The organism is Brevundimonas sp. T2-11 (assembly GCF_055397675.1).
The window spans coordinates 483,989-498,486 of the sequence record NZ_AP027920.1 but is presented as its reverse complement, the minus strand read 5'-3'; the positions used below and the strand labels follow the sequence as shown (position 1 = coordinate 498,486).

Genomic DNA, 14,498 nt, shown 5'->3' with positions numbered 1-14,498 from the left:
AACAGGGGCAAAGGCCCCGTCATGGCGGCCGATCCCCGCATCTTCATCCGACAACGCGCCGCCGAGCTGGGCTTCGGCGTGTGCCGCTTCGCCTCGGCCAGCGCGCCGTGGAGCGCGGGCGAGAAGCTGGCCCACTTCGTCGAGGCCGGACGGCACGGCGACATGGGCTGGATGGAGACGACGCTGGAGCGCCGCGCCCACCCCACCGCCATGTGGGACGGGGCGAAGACCGCCATCGTCCTGGGCATGAACTACGGCCCCGAGGCCGATCCCCTGCCCGAGCTTGAGGACAAGTCGGCGGGCTATATCTCGGTCTATGCGCGCGGCGACGACTATCACGAGGTCATCAAGGGCCGGTTGAAGATCCTGGCCGGTCAGATGGCGGCGCGGTTGGGGCAGGACGTAAAGGTCTTCGTCGACACCGCTCCCCTGATGGAAAAGCCCCTGGCCCAGCGCGCCGGTCTGGGCTGGCAGGGCAAGCACACCAATCTGCTGAGCCGCACCCACGGCAACTGGCTGTTTCTCGGCGTCATCCTGACCGCCGCCGAGATTGAACCGGACGAGCCCGAGACCGAACATTGCGGCCGCTGCACCGCCTGTCTGGACGCCTGCCCGACCAAGGCCTTTCCGGCCCCCTTCCAGATCGATGCGCGGCGCTGCCTGTCCTATCTGACCATCGAGTACGCCGATCCATGGCCGGTCGAGTTCCGCATCGCAGCGGGACCGCGCATCTACGGCTGCGACGACTGTCTGGGCGCCTGTCCGTGGAACAAGTTCGCGCAAGGGGCGTCCGAGGCCCGTCTGCACGCGCGCGACGCCCTGAAGGGGCCGCGGCTGGCCGACCTGCTGGCGCTGGACGATCCGGCGTTTCGGGCCCTGTTCACGAAAAGCCCGGTCAAGCGCATCGGGCGTGACCGCTTCATCCGCAACGTCCTCTATGCGGCGGGGAACTCCGCCGACACAGCATTGATCACCCCGGTCGAGACCCTGCTCGACGATCCGGCGCCCGTGGTGCGCGGCGCGGCGGCCTGGGCGCTGTCGCGGCTGGATGGCGAGCGGTTCGCGACGCTGCGCGACGCGCGACTGGCGGGGGAAGAGGACGAGAGCGTCAAGGCGGAGTGGTCCTTCTCCCCTTGAGGGAGAAGGTGGGCGCAGGAGGCGCTCGGATGAGGGATGTCAGCGCAGCGTTCAAGGAAAAGGAGCGCCGCCGGTTCCGCCTGAACACATCAAGCGGCGGCGCCGTCACCCCTCATCCGTCATGCTGCGCATGACACCTTCTCCCTCAAGGGGAGAAGGGTCTTAGACGGCGGCTTCACCCACGCCGCGACCGCCGCCCGGCACCTGGGCCACGTCCAGCAGCTTGAGGCGGAAGATCAGTACGGCGTTGCCGGGAATCATCGGCGGACCGCCCGCTTCGCCATAGCCCAGCTCGGGCGGCAGATAGAGCAGCCATTCGTCGCCGGGCTTCATCAGTTGCAGGGCCTCGGTCCAGCCGGGCACCACGCCCTCGGGCGAGAAGACGGCCGGAGCGCCGCGCTTGAACGAGCTGTCGAAGACCGTGCCGTCAGTCAGGCTGCCCTCATAGTCGACGCGCACCAGGTCGTTGCGGTCGGGACGGACGCCGCCCGCCGGGCCGCTGGCGATCACCTTGTACTGCAGGCCCGACGGCAGGGTCTGCACCCCCTCCGCCGAGGCGTTGGTCTTCATGAAGGCGGCGGCTTCTTCCGCATTCTTCGCCAGATCCGCGCTCGACACGGCGGGTTGGCGGTTGCAGGCGGCGACGGCCAGCAGGGCGGCGGCGGACGCCGCGACCAGAGCGGGCCCAAAGGGGCGTCTAGCCCATGCGAAGTTCATAGCCACGTTCTTTCAATGCTTCGCCGATTTCCTCGGCATGTCGGGCGTCGCGGGTCTCGACCATGATGTCGAACTCGGCCCCCTTGGCCGGCACGTCCAGCGCCAGCCGGTTGTGCACGACGTCGATGATGTTGCCGCCCAGCCCGCCGATCACGGCGGCCATGGCCGACAGCATGCCGGGGCGGTCGTCGCCCAGGATGCGATAGACGATCAGTCGCTTCTCGCGCACCATTTCGCGGTTCAGCACCACGGCCAGCATGCGGGCGTCGATATTGCCGCCGGTCAGTTCGACGCCGACCTTCATGCCCTTGAAGCGCTCCGGGTTGGCCAGAATAGCGGCCAGACCGCCGGCCCCGGCGCCTTCGGCCACCGTCTTTTCCAGCGTCGCCAGCAGGGCCACGCCCTTTTCAAAGTCGGCCTCCTCGCAGACGAAGACCTCGTCGATCAGGCTGTCGGCCAGAGCGAAGGGGATTTCGCCCACGGCCTTGATGGCGATGCCCTCGGCGATAGTCTGGCCGCTGCACTTGGCCGGCTCGCCCCGACGGCGCGCGGTGAAGGAAGGATAGCGGGCCGCCTCGACGCCGAAGACCTTGATGCCCGGCTTTATCGCCTTGGCGGCGATGGCGCTGCCCGCGATCAGGCCGCCCCCGCCGATGGGGATGATCAGGGCGTCCAGATCCGGCGCATCCTCGACGAACTCCAGGCCGCAGACCCCCTGCCCCGCGACGATGCCCTCGTCGTCAAAGGCCGAGACGAAGACATAGCCGTGCTCGGCCTGCAGCCGTTTGGCCTCCTCGGTCGAGCCCGAGAAGTCGAGGCCGTGGATGACGACATTGGCGCCGTGGGCGCGGGTGCCGTCCACCTTCACGAAGGGGGTGCCCTCGGGCATGACGATGGTCACGGGCACGCCCAGACGACCGCCGTGATAGGCCAGGGCCTGGGCGTGGTTGCCCGCCGAGGCGGCGACGACGCCGCGCTTCCGTTCGTCCGGCGTCAGCTGCAGCAGCCGGTTCAGGGCGCCGCGCTCCTTGAAGCTGCCGGTGAAATGCAGGTTGTCGTACTTGATCCAGATCTCGGCGCCGGTCAGCAACGACAGGCGACGTGAATAGCGGACAGGCGTGCGGTCGACCTGGCCGGCGATGCGTGACTGCGCCGCGCGGATGTCGTCGATGGTGACGGTCATGAAGCCCCTGAACTCGTTTCTCGGCCGGTCTCTGCGCCCGGTCTCCGGCGCTCTTGTGGCGCAGGCCGCGACGCCGGGCAACCTTGACTCGCCGCGTCATAGAGGGTCATGCCGGTGACGCTTGAAACGCGTTCCGGGAGCTGCCTCCATGTCGATCCGTCGCCCTTCCCTCGCCCTCGCCGCCATCATGGCGACCGGTCTGGCCCTCGGCGCCTGCGCCACCACGCCCACGGGAGGCGTCAGCGGCGGCGGCTCGACCGAGTTCAGCGCCGACGCCTTCGCCTGGTCGACCCGCGCGGGCCAGGCCTCGATCGAGGGCCGTGTCGCCTTCGCCCAGGACGGCCAGAGCTTCCACTGCGTCGGCAATGTCGGTCTGATCCCCGACACCGGCTACACGCGCGCCCGAATGCAGCGCCTCTACGGCTCGACCGAACGCGCCGCCGTCCCCGCCGCCGTGGTGCGCGCACGCTCGGCCGGCGAACAGGGCGCCGACTACCGCTCGTTCGAACGCGCCCAACCCTGCGCCAATGACGCCTTCCGCTTCACGGGCCTGCCCGACGGCAGCTGGTTCCTGATCTCGCCGGTCAAGGCCGGGGACGACATCATGGTGCTGATGAAGCGTGTGCAGACGCGTGGCGGGCGCATGATCAGCGTCACACTCGGAAGTTGAACCGTCCAGGGGATCGGCGTTCGCCATCCTTTGGCCTTATCGGAACGCACTTTTGAACTGATCCATTCCTTGACAGTCGGGGAGCGCGTTCTTGTCCCAGCATAATATCATCGGCTCCGAAGCCTTCAGCCAACGCCCGTTCGTGATCATTCGCGGCGTGAAGACCGGCGGCATCCGTCGCCGTCGTTCAGGCTCGGCTGTGGCCTACGCCCTGGTCGCCGTCCTGGCCTTGTCGGCCGGCGCCGCCGCGGCCGCCTTCGCCCTGGGACCTTTGATGGTGGAAGCTTCACCCAGCGCGGCGCCGACGGCCCCGGCTCCGGTCCCGCAGCCTGTCGCCGCGCCCGCGGCCTGAGGCGACCGGCGGAAGACCTCCGGCCTTCTTCCAAACCCTGTTCCAGGCCCCGTGGCGGGGCGCGCACAGAAAGGGCCATGCCCCGCCTGTTAATGAATTGTAAATGAACTCCACTCTGGTCCCGCCTATATTGAGGACACCAAGTAGAGGGAAATGATCAGTTCCGCCTTCCTTCGTCAGATTACCCTATCGACGTTCACGAAGACGGCGCGCCTTTGAGCGAGGCCTCGCCTTGTTCGTCGACCGAACCCTGACGCGCCGATCGCCACCACCGCCATCGCGGGATCGACACGCCATCGGGCGGGCCGGGACGGGACGCAGACGCATTCCGCCCAAACAAAAGCGCTTCGGCGCGACGACCTCAATGCGGAATTGCACGCCCCCCAGCGTTCCGCCCCTGACCGGAGTCGCCGCCGAAGCGCAGGCCTGCCTGACCTGCGATGAAATCGGAAATCTGGAGCGGCCGGCGGGAATCGAACCCGCGACATTCAGCTTGGGAAGCTGACGTTCTACCTCTGAACTACGACCGCGCCTGAAGCCCTGGAAGACAGTCGCAAGCCGACGCCGCAGAACAGGACCTGATGACGCCTGCTTATCGCGTCAGGTCTCAAGGCTCAAGTCGCTCGTGCACAACCGTAGATTTTGACCCTTGTATAAATTCAACCCTTACGTTCATCCCTGTTTAAGGGTGAGGGCGTTACATGGTCGACGCAAAAAGATGAGGCTCGACCATGAGGCGCAGCAGTCTTCTTTCACGCGTGATCCAGGACAGACGAGGCGTGGCGGCCATCGAGTTCGCCATCATCGCCCCCATGCTGATCCTGCTGTTATTCGCCATGGTCATGTATGGCGGGTGGTTCTGGATGGCCCATTCGGTCCAGTCGCTGGCGTCCGAAGGCGCAAGAGCGGCGGTGGCGGGACTGGACCCCGTCGAACACGAGCAACTGGCCCGCAGTTTCGTGGACGGGCAGGTGAGCGATCTGGGCCTGAACGCGACCAAGGCCGCCGTGACCATAGACAGCGACGCCGCCACGATCCGGGTTCATATCGCCTATGACGTCAGCGACCATCCGCTGATGGCCCTGTCGACCCTGATCCCGTCGCCGCCCAGGGTCATTCGCCGCACGGCGATCGTACGCCTGGGCGGCTACTGAAGATGCGCGCTCTACTTCGACTGAAGGACGAGCGCGGCGGTGTGGCCGTGATGACCGCCCTGTTCGGCGGGATCTTCTGCATCCTGGCCGCCCTGGCCGTTGATGTCGGCTCCATCACCCTGAGGGCGCGCCAGATCCAGGGGGTCGCCGACCTGTCCGCCCTGGCCGCCGCCCACGACCTGGCCCGCGCGGACGTCGCCGCGCGGGCCACCGCCCAGGCCAATCTGAGCGACGTTCAAACGGTCGCCGTGGTCAAGGGCGCCTATGTCGCCGACGCCCGCGTCAAACCCAGGGACCGCTTCAACCCGAGCGCGAGCAAGCCCAACGCCGCCCGGGTGGAGGTGACGGCGCCGGCGCCCCTCTTCTTCGGGCGCTGGATTCTGCAACGCGACGCTCTTGCGGTTCGACGCACCGCGACCGCGGCCATTCCCGGCGCCGAACCCCAGGCCATGTTCTCGATCGGATCGCGCCTGGCCAGCCTGGACGGCGGACTGGCCAACGCACTCTTGTCCGGCCTTCTGGGCTCGAACGTTTCGTTGACCGTGATGGACTATCGCGCCCTGGCCGGCGCCAAGGTCAATCTGCTGCAGTTTTCGGACGCCCTGGCGACCGAACTGGGCGTGACCGCAGGCGACTATGACGCCTTGCTGCAGCAGGAGGTGACCGCCGGACGGGCGCTCAAGGTGCTCGAGAGCATCGCCGGGGCCGACAGCAAGAGCGCGCTCGGCAAGCTGACGCGCGCGCCCGTCGACGCCCGTCTGAAGCTGGGCGAGCTGATCGGCGTGGAAGCCGACGCCCGGCAAGGGCTTCGCGAAGCCCTGAACGCCGAGGTTTCGGCTCTGGACCTGATCATGGCCTCCCTGGAAACCGCCAACGGCGATCGTCAGGTGGCGCTGGACCTGGGCGCGCGCACCGGTCTGGCCGATCTGGACGTCATGCTCGCGATCGGGGAGAGACCGAACAAATCGCCCTGGCTGACCATAACCGGCAAGGACGAACCCATTATCCGCACCGCCCAGGCGCGGATCTATCTCAAGGCGACGACGGCCCAGGCCCTGTCGGGCCTGGCCCAGGTCAAGCTGCCGGTTCTGGTGGAGGCCGCCTCGTCAGAGGCACGGTTGAAGCGGATCCAGTGCAATGGCGCGCGCACCGTGCTCCTGGCGGTGCGTCCCGGCGTCGCCCGGGCGCGCATCGGGACGATCGACGAGTCGAAACTGAAGAACTTCAAGACCCCCCTGGCCAGCGCCCCGGCGACGCTGATTTCGATCCTGGGGCTGGTGTCGATCAAGGCCCATGCAGACCTGGAGATCGCCGATCAGAACTGGACCGACGTGAGCTTCAGCGCCGCCGACATCGACCAGGGCAAGGTCAAGACGGCGCGCTCACGCGGGTTCGTCAACGGACTGGTCGTCAGCCTGCTGCAAAGGCTGGACGTGGACGTGCAGATCATAGGCCTGGGACTGGGGCTGGGCGACCTGGTCAGGGCGACCGGCCTGCTGCTGACGCCGCTGGGCCCGGTTCTGGACGGGGTGATCCAGCCCCTGCTCGACCTCCTGGGGCTGAAACTGGGCGAGGCCGACGTACAGGTGCATGGCGTCCAGTGCCCGACCCAGGGTCGGACGCCGGTTCTGGTGGGATAGCGGGAGGGGGACTGAAGCCCCCGCCCCGTATCTTCAGCTTTCGATGGAACGCAGACCCGAGGCCGAGGCTTGCTGCACCACGGGGCGACGCTGGCCGCCGGCGGCGATGATCCGGTCGATGCGGGCCTTCTCGGCGCGGAAGGCGACCAGGTCGGCGCCCGACAGGACAGTGCCCTCCTGGGTCTTGATGCCGGACGGATTGATCCGTTGGCCGTTGCGCCAGATTTCATAATGCAGGTGCGGGCCGGTAGAGGCGCCGGTCGAGCCGACATAGGCGACGACCTGGCCCTGCGACACGCGCTGGCCGGCGCGGATGCCCGAGCCATAGCGCGACAGGTGGCCGTAACCGCTTTCCAGACCGTTGGCGTGGCGGATGCGCAGCCAGTTGCCGTAGCCGCCCCAGCGACGGGCCTCGACCACCACGCCGTCGGCGGGCGCCACGACGGGCGTGCCGGTGGTGGCGGCGAAGTCCATGCCCTGGTGCATCTTGCGATAGCCCGAGATGGGGTGGGTGCGGACGCCGAAGTTGGAGCTGACGCGGCGGAAGCTGGTCAGCGGCGTGCGCATCATGGCGGTGCGCGTATTCTTGCCGGTGGCGTCGAAATATTCCGCCGTCTTCGCGCCGGGGCGCTGATAGCGATAGAAGGCGTGGCCCTTCAGCTCGGCGTAGAGCAGTTCGCCGGTCTCCACCGTACGGCCCGCCTCGGTCACCGAGCGATCGAAGACCAGGGTGAACTCGTCCGAGGCGCGCACGTCGCGCTGCATGTCGAACTTGTGCGCGAACAACTGGCTGGCGCGGCGGACGACCGCCGAGGTGGCGCCCAGCTCGCGGGCGCTGGCCGACAGGGAGCGCTGGACCTTGTCGTTGGCGACGACAGTTTCGTGCGTGACCTTTTCGTCAAGCGCGCGCAGGCGCAGGGCGCCGTCGAAGCTGCGCGACACGGTCAGCTGGCTGGCCGGTCCGGTGCGCATGGTCAGGCCGATCAGACGAGCGTCGCCCCGGCCGCCGCGCGGCTTGGAGACAGCGGTCTCGAACTTCAGACCGGCGCGCAAATCCTTGAGGTCAAAGGCGCTGGCGATGGTGGCGGCGACGGCGCTGGCTTCATCGGCGCCGATGCCGGTGCGGCGCACGGCCTGCTCGAAGGTTTCGCCGCGACGGATCTGGACGGGAATGGCCTCAGGGGCCGTCAGACCGGCCGGCGCGCCCGCGGCGGCGTAGGCCTGGGTCTCGAGATAGGCGATCTGTTCCGACGTCAAGGCGGGAACTTCCTCGGCGCGGACGGGTTCATAGGCTCGGCCCGCCACAAGGGCGATGCCTACGGCGGCGACCGTCGTCAGGAGGTGCGGCGCAAGCCGCATGGGCTGGCGGCGCGGATCGAACTGAGCCATCGGTCCCCGGCAATCGACGACGCCCTACTGGCGCCAAACCATTCGAATCATGGATCGCGGCCCAGGTCCCCCCGAAACGCGAAGCGAGCGATATAGCCCGTCCGTGCCATCTTGGGAAGCGCGTAGGTTACAATTGGTTAACTTGGCGGGATGCAAGCCAAGTATTCCACCGTTTTTCCTGAATCATCGGCGGACAATGGCCCTTTTCTCGCCTTGCTTGACTGAACAGTGACTGCCACGCCACGCTCAAGTGTTCAAACGGCAACGCCTGTCCTTGCAGCACGATCTGTGGCGTTGTTACGCCTTCATTCGACGACGGACCGCCGAGCGCCTTGACCGACGACACACCTGCCTCAAAGCCCGCCCGCCGCCGTTCGCGATCCATCGCCCGAACGTTGGTCGTCGCCCTGTTGATCGGCCTGGCCCTGCTGATTCTTCTGGCCGCCGCCCTCTATCTGAACCGTCGCGCCGCGGCGCGCGAACTTCTGGTCGGCTGGCTGGACCGCAAGGGCATCGACGCCGATGTCCAGGTGGAACGGCTGGAGATGGACGGCTTCGTCGGCAAGATCACCATCGGCGACCCGCGCAACCCGGACTTCAAGGTCGAACGGGTCGAGGTGGATTACGCCCTGGGCATGCCCTGGTCCAAGGCCGGCCTGGGCGTGACGCCCAGCCGCATTCGCCTGGTCCGACCGCTGGCGCGCGCCAGCTGGAAAAAGGGCAGGTTGTCGCTGGGCTCGCTCGACCCGCTGGTCGATGAGTTCATGGGCAAGCCGCCGCGCCCCGACAGCCGCGCGCCTCTGGTCGTCGTCGAGGGCGGCCGAGCGCGTATCGACACCGAGTACGGCCCCGTCCAGGTCCTGGCGGATGCGCGGATCGACGACAGCAAGCTGATGCGGCTGAACGCGCGCCTGCCCGCCGCCTCGCTGAGGAGCGGCGACGTGGAGGCGCGCGGCCTGAGCGCGGTCGTGGACCTGACCACCACCGGCGATCGCGTGGCGCTGAAAGTCGAGGCCGCCGCCGATGACTTCGCTCTGGCCGACGCCAGCGGGTCGGCGGCGAAGCTGAGCCTGACCGGCGACCTGCCCTACCCCGACCTGAAAAAGCGACGCGGCGACGGACGCGCGGTCATCGCCGCCCGCCTGACCGCCGACGCCTTGTCGGCGGGCGGGATCGAGGGACGGCAGGCCGACGCGTCGTTAAATTTCGACGGCCTGACCGAAGGCTGGCTGGAAGCCTTCCGCGTCGCGGGCAAGGGACAGGCGCACGTGCGCGCCGGACGGATGACGGGTCAGGGGTTCGCGGCGCGTGGCGGCGACCTGACCCTGGATCGCGCGGACATCACCCTGAGCCAGGGCCAACGCGGTCTGGAATGGCGGGTCGGCTCACCCGCCGTCGTCCGCCTCGAGAGCGGCGTCATGGGGGAGACCCGACTGGATCAGGCGGTGCTGACATCGTCCGGACTGACGGCGGGCGGGCGCGAGGACGCCTTTGAAGTGCAGGGACCGCTGGCCCTGACGGCCGGCCGGTTGAACGCCGGCGACCTGACGCTGAACGACGCCCGCGGCCGTCTGGCTCTGGACGTCGTGCGCGACAGCGTGACCCGCATCACCGCCCAGGGCGCCCTGTCCGCCGCCCGCGCCGCCTGGTCCGGCCTCGGCGCTCCGACGAAGGATGATCTGCCGGAAACGGCCGAGTTGAAGCGCGCCCTGGGCGCCTTCGCCATTGACGCCCCTGGCGTCCGGTTCGCCACCGGCAATGCGGGCACCGAGCTGACGCTGACCCGGCCGGCCACGGCGCGCCCCGCCAACGGCGGCCTTCTGACCTTCTCGCCGGTGAAGACGCCCCTGTTCGCGGCCGAGCCGGATCAGGCCGGCGGCGGCGCCCTCAGCATCGCTTCGCAACGCGGCGGCGGCCTGCCCGAGGCCCGGATCGAGGTGCCGTCATGGAGCCTGACGTCCGGGGGCTTCCGCGCCACGCTGGACGGTCAGGCGGCGATGGACTTCGGCCCGGCGCGCGACATCGCCCTGTCGACCAGGGGCGAGCTGGCCTCCGACGGCGGGCGACTGACCTATACGACGGACGACTGCATTCCCCTCAGCGTCGCCATGCTGGAGCTGGGCGAGAACGACGTGACCGACATCGCCGGCCGTTTCTGCCCGGCCGACGCTCCCTTGATCACCGTCGTGGACGGCAGCTGGCGGGCGCAAGGCGGCCTGGCCGACGTCAGCGCCACCGCCCCCTTCCTGGCCATGCGCTTCTCGGACGCCCAGGGACGACTGGTCGTGGACGGCAAGCCCGCCGGCCTGTCGATGACGGCGAACTTGACGCGCGCCCAGGCGTCCGACACCACCGATCCCCTGCGCTTCCTGCCGCTGACGGCGGTCGGCGAGGCGCGGCTGGCCAATGACGTCTGGAGCGGCGGGTTTGACTTGACCCGTCTGGAGCACGCCATCGGCCGCATCGACCTGCGCCACGACGGCAAGGCCGAGGCGGGCGGCGTGACCATCAGCGCCCCCAACCTCTTCTTCACCGCCCAGGGCCTGCAACCCGACGATCTCAGCCCCCTGGCCGGTGACTATCTGAAATCGCCCGTCGAGGGCTCGGCCGGATTCGAGGGACGCTTCGACTGGACCGCGACCACCACCTCCAGTTCCGGCGTCGCCACCATCACCGAGCTCGACTTCACCAGCCCCGCGGGCAAGGTGCAGGGGCTGAAGGGCCGCGTCGAGTTCACCAGTCTGACGCCGCTGATCACCGCCCCGGATCAGGTGCTGACGGTGAACCGACTGGAGACCGTCACCCCGCTGACGGATCTGGAGCTGCGCTTCGCCCTCGACGAAAAGGCGCTGGCCCTGGCGGGCGGTCAGATCCAGGCGGCGGGCGGCCGCATCAGCATCGAACCCTTCAACATCCCCCTGACGCCGGGCGAGGCCTGGGGCGGGGTGATCCTGGTCGAGCAGGTTCAGCTGAACGAGCTGATGAAGAGCGCCAACCTGCAGGACAAGGCCGAGCTGGATTCCGTGGTGTCCGGCCGGCTGCCCTTCACCTTCGCGCCCGACACAGGCTGGCGCATCGTCGGCGGCATGCTGACCGCCGTGCGGCCGGGCCGTCTGTCGATCAAGCCCGAGGTCTTCGACGATCTCGCGGCGGGCGGCGGCGACGCTTCGGCCGCCCTGCCGCCCAACACCATGCAGGATCTGGCCTACCAGGCCATGCAGGATCTGGCGATCAGCGGCCTGTCCGCCGAGGTCAACAGCCTGGACGGCGGCCGTCTGGGGGTCCGCTTCCATATCAATGGCCGGCACGATCCGCCCGAGCGCGAACAGCTGCGCCTGAGCTGGATGGAGCTGATCCGCCGCGACTTCCTGAACAAGAAGCTGAATCTGCCGTCCGACACGCCGATCGACCTGACGCTGGACACGACCTGGAACGCCAATGAGATCGTCTCGGACCTGATGGAATACGCCCGTCGCGGCGAAACGCCGGATTGACCCTTGAGATACCGCGCCGCTTTGTTCAGAACCCGTTCACGCGCCGTGGCGTTAGATCGTCACGACTTCAACCGCCGCCTTCGGAGACCGGCCTCATGATCAGCAAGCGTCAGATCGCCCTGCTCGGCCTCGCCGCCGTCAGCGTCGCCGCGTGCGCGCCCACGGTGAACATCAAATTCAGCGAACCGCTGCAGATCTACGCCAAGCTGGACGCCGACATCCGCATCAAGCTCGACCAGGAACTGCAGAACCTCCTGCGCGAAAACCCCAACCTGTTCTGACCGAAAGAAAGGGGCTGAACATGAACCATCGCAAGCTCTTCGTCGCCGTCGCCGCCGTCGCCGCCCTTGGCGTGGCCGCCGGCGCCGCCGTGGCCCAGACCGCCTCGCAAAAGGCCCTGGTCGATCAGGCCAAGGCCGCCGGATCGGTCGGCGAACAGGCTGACGGCTATCTCGGCGTGCGCACCTCGGTGAACGCCGACACCCAGGCCGCCGTCAGCGCCACCAACGCCGGTCGTCGCCAGGCCTACGCCCGCAGCGCCGCCGACGCCGGCACCTCGGCCGATGTGGCCGGCGCCCGGATGTTCGAAACCCAGCTGCTGCCGCGCATCAGCTCGGGTCAGTGGTACAAGAACGCCGCAGGCCAGTGGGTCCAGCGCTGATCTGATGAAATGAAGACGCCCCGGGTCGGAGGTCGGACAGGACGCTTCCTGCTGTCCCTCGGCCTGGCGGTCGTCATCGCCGCCGTCGCCACCCTCGGCCTGGCCGGGTATTGGCGACTGATCGGCGGCGGCCCCATGTCCGTTCACGGCTGGATCGCCATGGGACTGGGCGTGCTGGGCACGGTCGGCCTGTCCTGGCTGCTGATGAGCCTGGCCTTCAGGTCGGATCGCGAGGGGTGGGACGATCAGGTCGATAATCGACTGGACCCCGGCCGGGACGAAGCCGAAGACAACGACACCCTCTATTAGGCGGCCGCCGCGCCCTCGCCCGCGACGCCCAGGGCCGGCTCGAACAACTGCCGCGTCAGGGCTTCGACCACCGGCACCGCGACCGCATCCCCCATCAGCTTCAGGGCCGCGCTTTCGCTGGTCGGCAGGGCATAGTCGTCCGACACCCCCATCAGCCGCGCCGCCTCGCGTCCCGTCAGGCGGCGCATGCTCGCCCGTCCCTTGTCGCAGATCAGCACATACTGCCGCGACGAGCCGCCCGAAGGCGTGCGCAGACACCCCGCCAGACCGTCGAAGCGCAGCTCAAGCCGCTGATGCTTGACCCCGTTCAGGGTGCGCACCCGACGGAAGGCCGCGCCGACGCGGCGCTCGCCCGAGGCCAGGACCGCGTCCAGCCGCGCCCGGTGCAGCGGCGACAGCATGGCCAGAAGGACCTTGGTCTGGGCCCTGGTGAAGACCGGCGCCTTGACCTCGAGCACCGCGGACAGGTCCAGATTGCGACGTGGCGGCGGGGTCAGGGACCACCATGCCCAGTTCGCCTGCACGGCCTCGGACAGACGGGCGTGCGCCGAGATCAGGCGCGGCGTATGGAAAGGGCCGGACGGGGCGGCGACCGTCGGCCCCTCGACCCCGCGCATGGCGACGACGAAGAGGCGCGGTCGCGACTGGGGCAGCCACAGGGCGGCGTCCATCTCCAGCGCGCCGACGCGATAGCCGGCCTCGACCATGGCGGCGCAGACGGCCTCGAAGTCGGCTCCCTCGCCCGAGGTCAGCAGACCGGACACATTCTCGATGACGATGATGCGCGGCGCGCGGCCCTCAAGGTCCAGGCCCTGCATCAACTTCCAGAAGCCCCAGAAGGCGCCCGAGCGCACGGCCTTCAGCCCGCCGCGCGCGCCCGCCAGACTGACGTCCTGGCAGGGCGACGAGGCCCAGCACAGGTCCGGTGTTCCGGGAATGTCGGCGGGGGTCAGATCCCAGACGTCGCCCTCGTCCAGCAGGGTCCCGGCGTGGTTGGCGCGAAAGGCGCGGGCCTTCATGGCGTCGATGTCGTTGGCGAAGATGGTGTCGAAACCGGCCATCCCCCGGGAAAGGCCCAGACCCGCCAGACCGCCCCCCGCGAAGAACTCGCAGGCGGTCAGGGGAACGGAAGGAGCGGCGACGCGATTCGTCATGTCCGGCACCATAACCCAGAGCGATGCGTTTGGCGCCTGCCCTTGACCAGGGATCGCGCCTGCGGTTCCTGACCCTCAGCCGAAACGGAGCCCGCCATGCGCCTCGCCCTCATCTTCGCAACCGCCGCCGCCCTGGCCGCCTGTTCGCAGCCGACGGTCGAAAAGGCGCCGGCCGCACCCGCCGAGGCCCGCACCCTGGCCGGGGTCGATCTGGACCAGCCGCTGCGGGTCCTGGGAACCGAGCCCTTCTGGGCCGTCGAGATCACGTCCGCCGGCCTGACCTACTCGGGCGTCGACCGCCCCGAGCAGAAGGCCGCCAACCCCGGCCCGGCGCTGCAAGGCACAGTGGCGACCTGGACCGCCGAGACCGAAGCCAAGGCGCCGCTGGTCGTCACCCTGACGGCCACCGACTGCTCGGACGGCATGAGCGACCGCACCTATCCCCTGACCGCCAGGGTCGAGATCGGCGGCGAAAGCCTGACCGGCTGCGCCGCCGCCGTCGCCGCCATCGAGAAGGCGGGGGAAAGCGGTCGGGTCGAATAGGTCCCGTCTTCTCATCCCGACGAAGGGGAGCGGTCTTGGCGCCGGACTTGCTGCCCAGGTCCCAGGCCGCTTAACGCTTCCCAAAGCGGCGCTAT

The 14,498-nt window shown here is 68.7% G+C and carries 14 protein-coding genes and 1 tRNA gene; 10 read left to right on the top strand and 5 right to left on the bottom strand.

What is annotated here, in order from left to right:
• Nucleotides 1-21: 21 nt before the first annotated feature.
• On the top strand, nucleotides 22-1,137 hold the full coding sequence (gene queG / locus ACZ5XO_RS02425; protein WP_464163741.1) for a tRNA epoxyqueuosine(34) reductase QueG: 1,116 nt from the start codon (nucleotides 22-24) through the stop codon (nucleotides 1,135-1,137).
• Nucleotides 1,138-1,299: 162 nt separating this feature from the next.
• On the opposite strand, the gene ACZ5XO_RS02420 is transcribed toward queG, so the two are convergent.
• Nucleotides 1,300-1,854: an FKBP-type peptidyl-prolyl cis-trans isomerase gene (locus ACZ5XO_RS02420; protein WP_464163740.1), complete on the bottom strand. Its 555-nt coding sequence runs from the start codon at nucleotides 1,852-1,854 to the stop codon at nucleotides 1,300-1,302.
• Nucleotides 1,835-3,037 carry a threonine ammonia-lyase gene (locus ACZ5XO_RS02415; protein WP_464163739.1) on the bottom strand — a complete coding sequence of 401 codons (1,203 nt, stop codon included), beginning with the start codon at nucleotides 3,035-3,037 and terminating at the stop codon, nucleotides 1,835-1,837. The genes ACZ5XO_RS02420 and ACZ5XO_RS02415 overlap by 20 nt, the downstream gene beginning before the upstream one ends.
• A gap of 148 nt (nucleotides 3,038-3,185) precedes the next feature.
• Here ACZ5XO_RS02415 and ACZ5XO_RS02410 point away from each other — a divergent pair, with 148 nt between their 5' ends.
• On the top strand, nucleotides 3,186-3,707 hold the full coding sequence (locus tag ACZ5XO_RS02410; RefSeq protein ID WP_464163738.1) for a hypothetical protein: 522 nt from the start codon (nucleotides 3,186-3,188) through the stop codon (nucleotides 3,705-3,707).
• A gap of 91 nt (nucleotides 3,708-3,798) precedes the next feature.
• Nucleotides 3,799-4,059, top strand: coding sequence for a hypothetical protein (locus tag ACZ5XO_RS02405; RefSeq protein ID WP_464163737.1), 261 nt, complete (start codon nucleotides 3,799-3,801; stop codon nucleotides 4,057-4,059).
• A gap of 455 nt (nucleotides 4,060-4,514) precedes the next feature.
• On the opposite strand, the gene ACZ5XO_RS02400 is transcribed toward ACZ5XO_RS02405, so the two are convergent.
• Nucleotides 4,515-4,589: transfer RNA gene (locus ACZ5XO_RS02400), tRNA-Gly, on the bottom strand.
• Between the two features lie 201 nt (nucleotides 4,590-4,790).
• On the opposite strand from ACZ5XO_RS02400, the gene ACZ5XO_RS02395 reads away from it, so the two are divergent.
• Nucleotides 4,791-5,213, top strand: coding sequence for a TadE/TadG family type IV pilus assembly protein (locus ACZ5XO_RS02395; RefSeq protein WP_464163736.1), 423 nt, complete (start codon nucleotides 4,791-4,793; stop codon nucleotides 5,211-5,213).
• A 2-nt stretch (nucleotides 5,214-5,215) separates the two neighbouring features.
• On the top strand, nucleotides 5,216-6,853 hold the full coding sequence (locus ACZ5XO_RS02390; protein ID WP_464163735.1) for a TadG family pilus assembly protein: 1,638 nt from the start codon (nucleotides 5,216-5,218) through the stop codon (nucleotides 6,851-6,853).
• A 33-nt stretch (nucleotides 6,854-6,886) separates the two neighbouring features.
• On the opposite strand, the gene ACZ5XO_RS02385 is transcribed toward ACZ5XO_RS02390, so the two are convergent.
• The gene (locus ACZ5XO_RS02385; protein WP_464163734.1) at nucleotides 6,887-8,242 is read right to left on the bottom strand and encodes a peptidoglycan DD-metalloendopeptidase family protein; all 1,356 of its coding nucleotides are present in this window, start codon (nucleotides 8,240-8,242) and stop codon (nucleotides 6,887-6,889) included.
• Between the two features lie 332 nt (nucleotides 8,243-8,574).
• Between ACZ5XO_RS02385 and ACZ5XO_RS02380 the strand changes: the two genes are divergently transcribed.
• From ACZ5XO_RS02380 to ACZ5XO_RS02365, 4 genes are all read left to right on the top strand, one after another.
• Nucleotides 8,575-11,736, top strand: coding sequence for an intermembrane phospholipid transport protein YdbH family protein (locus ACZ5XO_RS02380; protein ID WP_464163733.1), 3,162 nt, complete (start codon nucleotides 8,575-8,577; stop codon nucleotides 11,734-11,736).
• Nucleotides 11,737-11,831: 95 nt separating this feature from the next.
• Nucleotides 11,832-12,017 (top strand): YnbE family lipoprotein, encoded by a 186-nt coding sequence (locus tag ACZ5XO_RS02375; protein ID WP_207824933.1) that lies wholly within the window; start codon nucleotides 11,832-11,834, stop codon nucleotides 12,015-12,017.
• A 20-nt stretch (nucleotides 12,018-12,037) separates the two neighbouring features.
• The gene (locus ACZ5XO_RS02370) at nucleotides 12,038-12,397 is read left to right on the top strand and encodes a YdbL family probable chaperone protein (RefSeq protein ID WP_464163732.1); all 360 of its coding nucleotides are present in this window, start codon (nucleotides 12,038-12,040) and stop codon (nucleotides 12,395-12,397) included.
• 9 nt (nucleotides 12,398-12,406) lie between these two features.
• Complete coding sequence (locus tag ACZ5XO_RS02365; protein WP_464163731.1) at nucleotides 12,407-12,706, top strand: hypothetical protein; 300 nt, start codon at nucleotides 12,407-12,409, stop codon at nucleotides 12,704-12,706.
• Here ACZ5XO_RS02365 and ACZ5XO_RS02360 read toward each other — a convergent pair.
• Nucleotides 12,703-13,860, bottom strand: coding sequence for a DNA cytosine methyltransferase (locus ACZ5XO_RS02360; RefSeq protein WP_464163730.1), 1,158 nt, complete (start codon nucleotides 13,858-13,860; stop codon nucleotides 12,703-12,705). The genes ACZ5XO_RS02365 and ACZ5XO_RS02360 overlap by 4 nt on opposite strands.
• A gap of 96 nt (nucleotides 13,861-13,956) precedes the next feature.
• Here ACZ5XO_RS02360 and ACZ5XO_RS02355 point away from each other — a divergent pair, with 96 nt between their 5' ends.
• Nucleotides 13,957-14,403, top strand: a complete 447-nt coding sequence (locus ACZ5XO_RS02355; protein WP_464163729.1) for a COG3650 family protein — start codon at nucleotides 13,957-13,959, stop codon at nucleotides 14,401-14,403.
• Nucleotides 14,404-14,498 lie beyond the last annotated feature (95 nt).

Bases quoted from the DNA above. Each gene is read 5' to 3' on its own strand.
- ACZ5XO_RS02395 (WP_464163736.1), top strand. From the start codon at position 4,791: ATGAGGCGCAGCAGTCTTCTTTCACGCGTGATCCAGGACAGACGAGGC.
- ACZ5XO_RS02410 (WP_464163738.1), top strand. From the start codon at position 3,186: ATGTCGATCCGTCGCCCTTCCCTCGCCCTCGCCGCCATCATGGCGACC.
- ACZ5XO_RS02415 (WP_464163739.1), bottom strand. From the start codon at position 3,037: ATGACCGTCACCATCGACGACATCCGCGCGGCGCAGTCACGCATCGCC.
- queG (WP_464163741.1), top strand. From the start codon at position 22: ATGGCGGCCGATCCCCGCATCTTCATCCGACAACGCGCCGCCGAGCTG.
- ACZ5XO_RS02355 (WP_464163729.1), top strand. From the start codon at position 13,957: ATGCGCCTCGCCCTCATCTTCGCAACCGCCGCCGCCCTGGCCGCCTGT.
- ACZ5XO_RS02375 (WP_207824933.1), top strand. From the start codon at position 11,832: ATGATCAGCAAGCGTCAGATCGCCCTGCTCGGCCTCGCCGCCGTCAGC.
- ACZ5XO_RS02365 (WP_464163731.1), top strand. From the start codon at position 12,407: ATGAAGACGCCCCGGGTCGGAGGTCGGACAGGACGCTTCCTGCTGTCC.
- ACZ5XO_RS02390 (WP_464163735.1), top strand. From the start codon at position 5,216: ATGCGCGCTCTACTTCGACTGAAGGACGAGCGCGGCGGTGTGGCCGTG.
- ACZ5XO_RS02370 (WP_464163732.1), top strand. From the start codon at position 12,038: ATGAACCATCGCAAGCTCTTCGTCGCCGTCGCCGCCGTCGCCGCCCTT.
- ACZ5XO_RS02360 (WP_464163730.1), bottom strand. From the start codon at position 13,860: ATGACGAATCGCGTCGCCGCTCCTTCCGTTCCCCTGACCGCCTGCGAG.
- ACZ5XO_RS02385 (WP_464163734.1), bottom strand. From the start codon at position 8,242: ATGGCTCAGTTCGATCCGCGCCGCCAGCCCATGCGGCTTGCGCCGCAC.
- ACZ5XO_RS02420 (WP_464163740.1), bottom strand. From the start codon at position 1,854: ATGAACTTCGCATGGGCTAGACGCCCCTTTGGGCCCGCTCTGGTCGCG.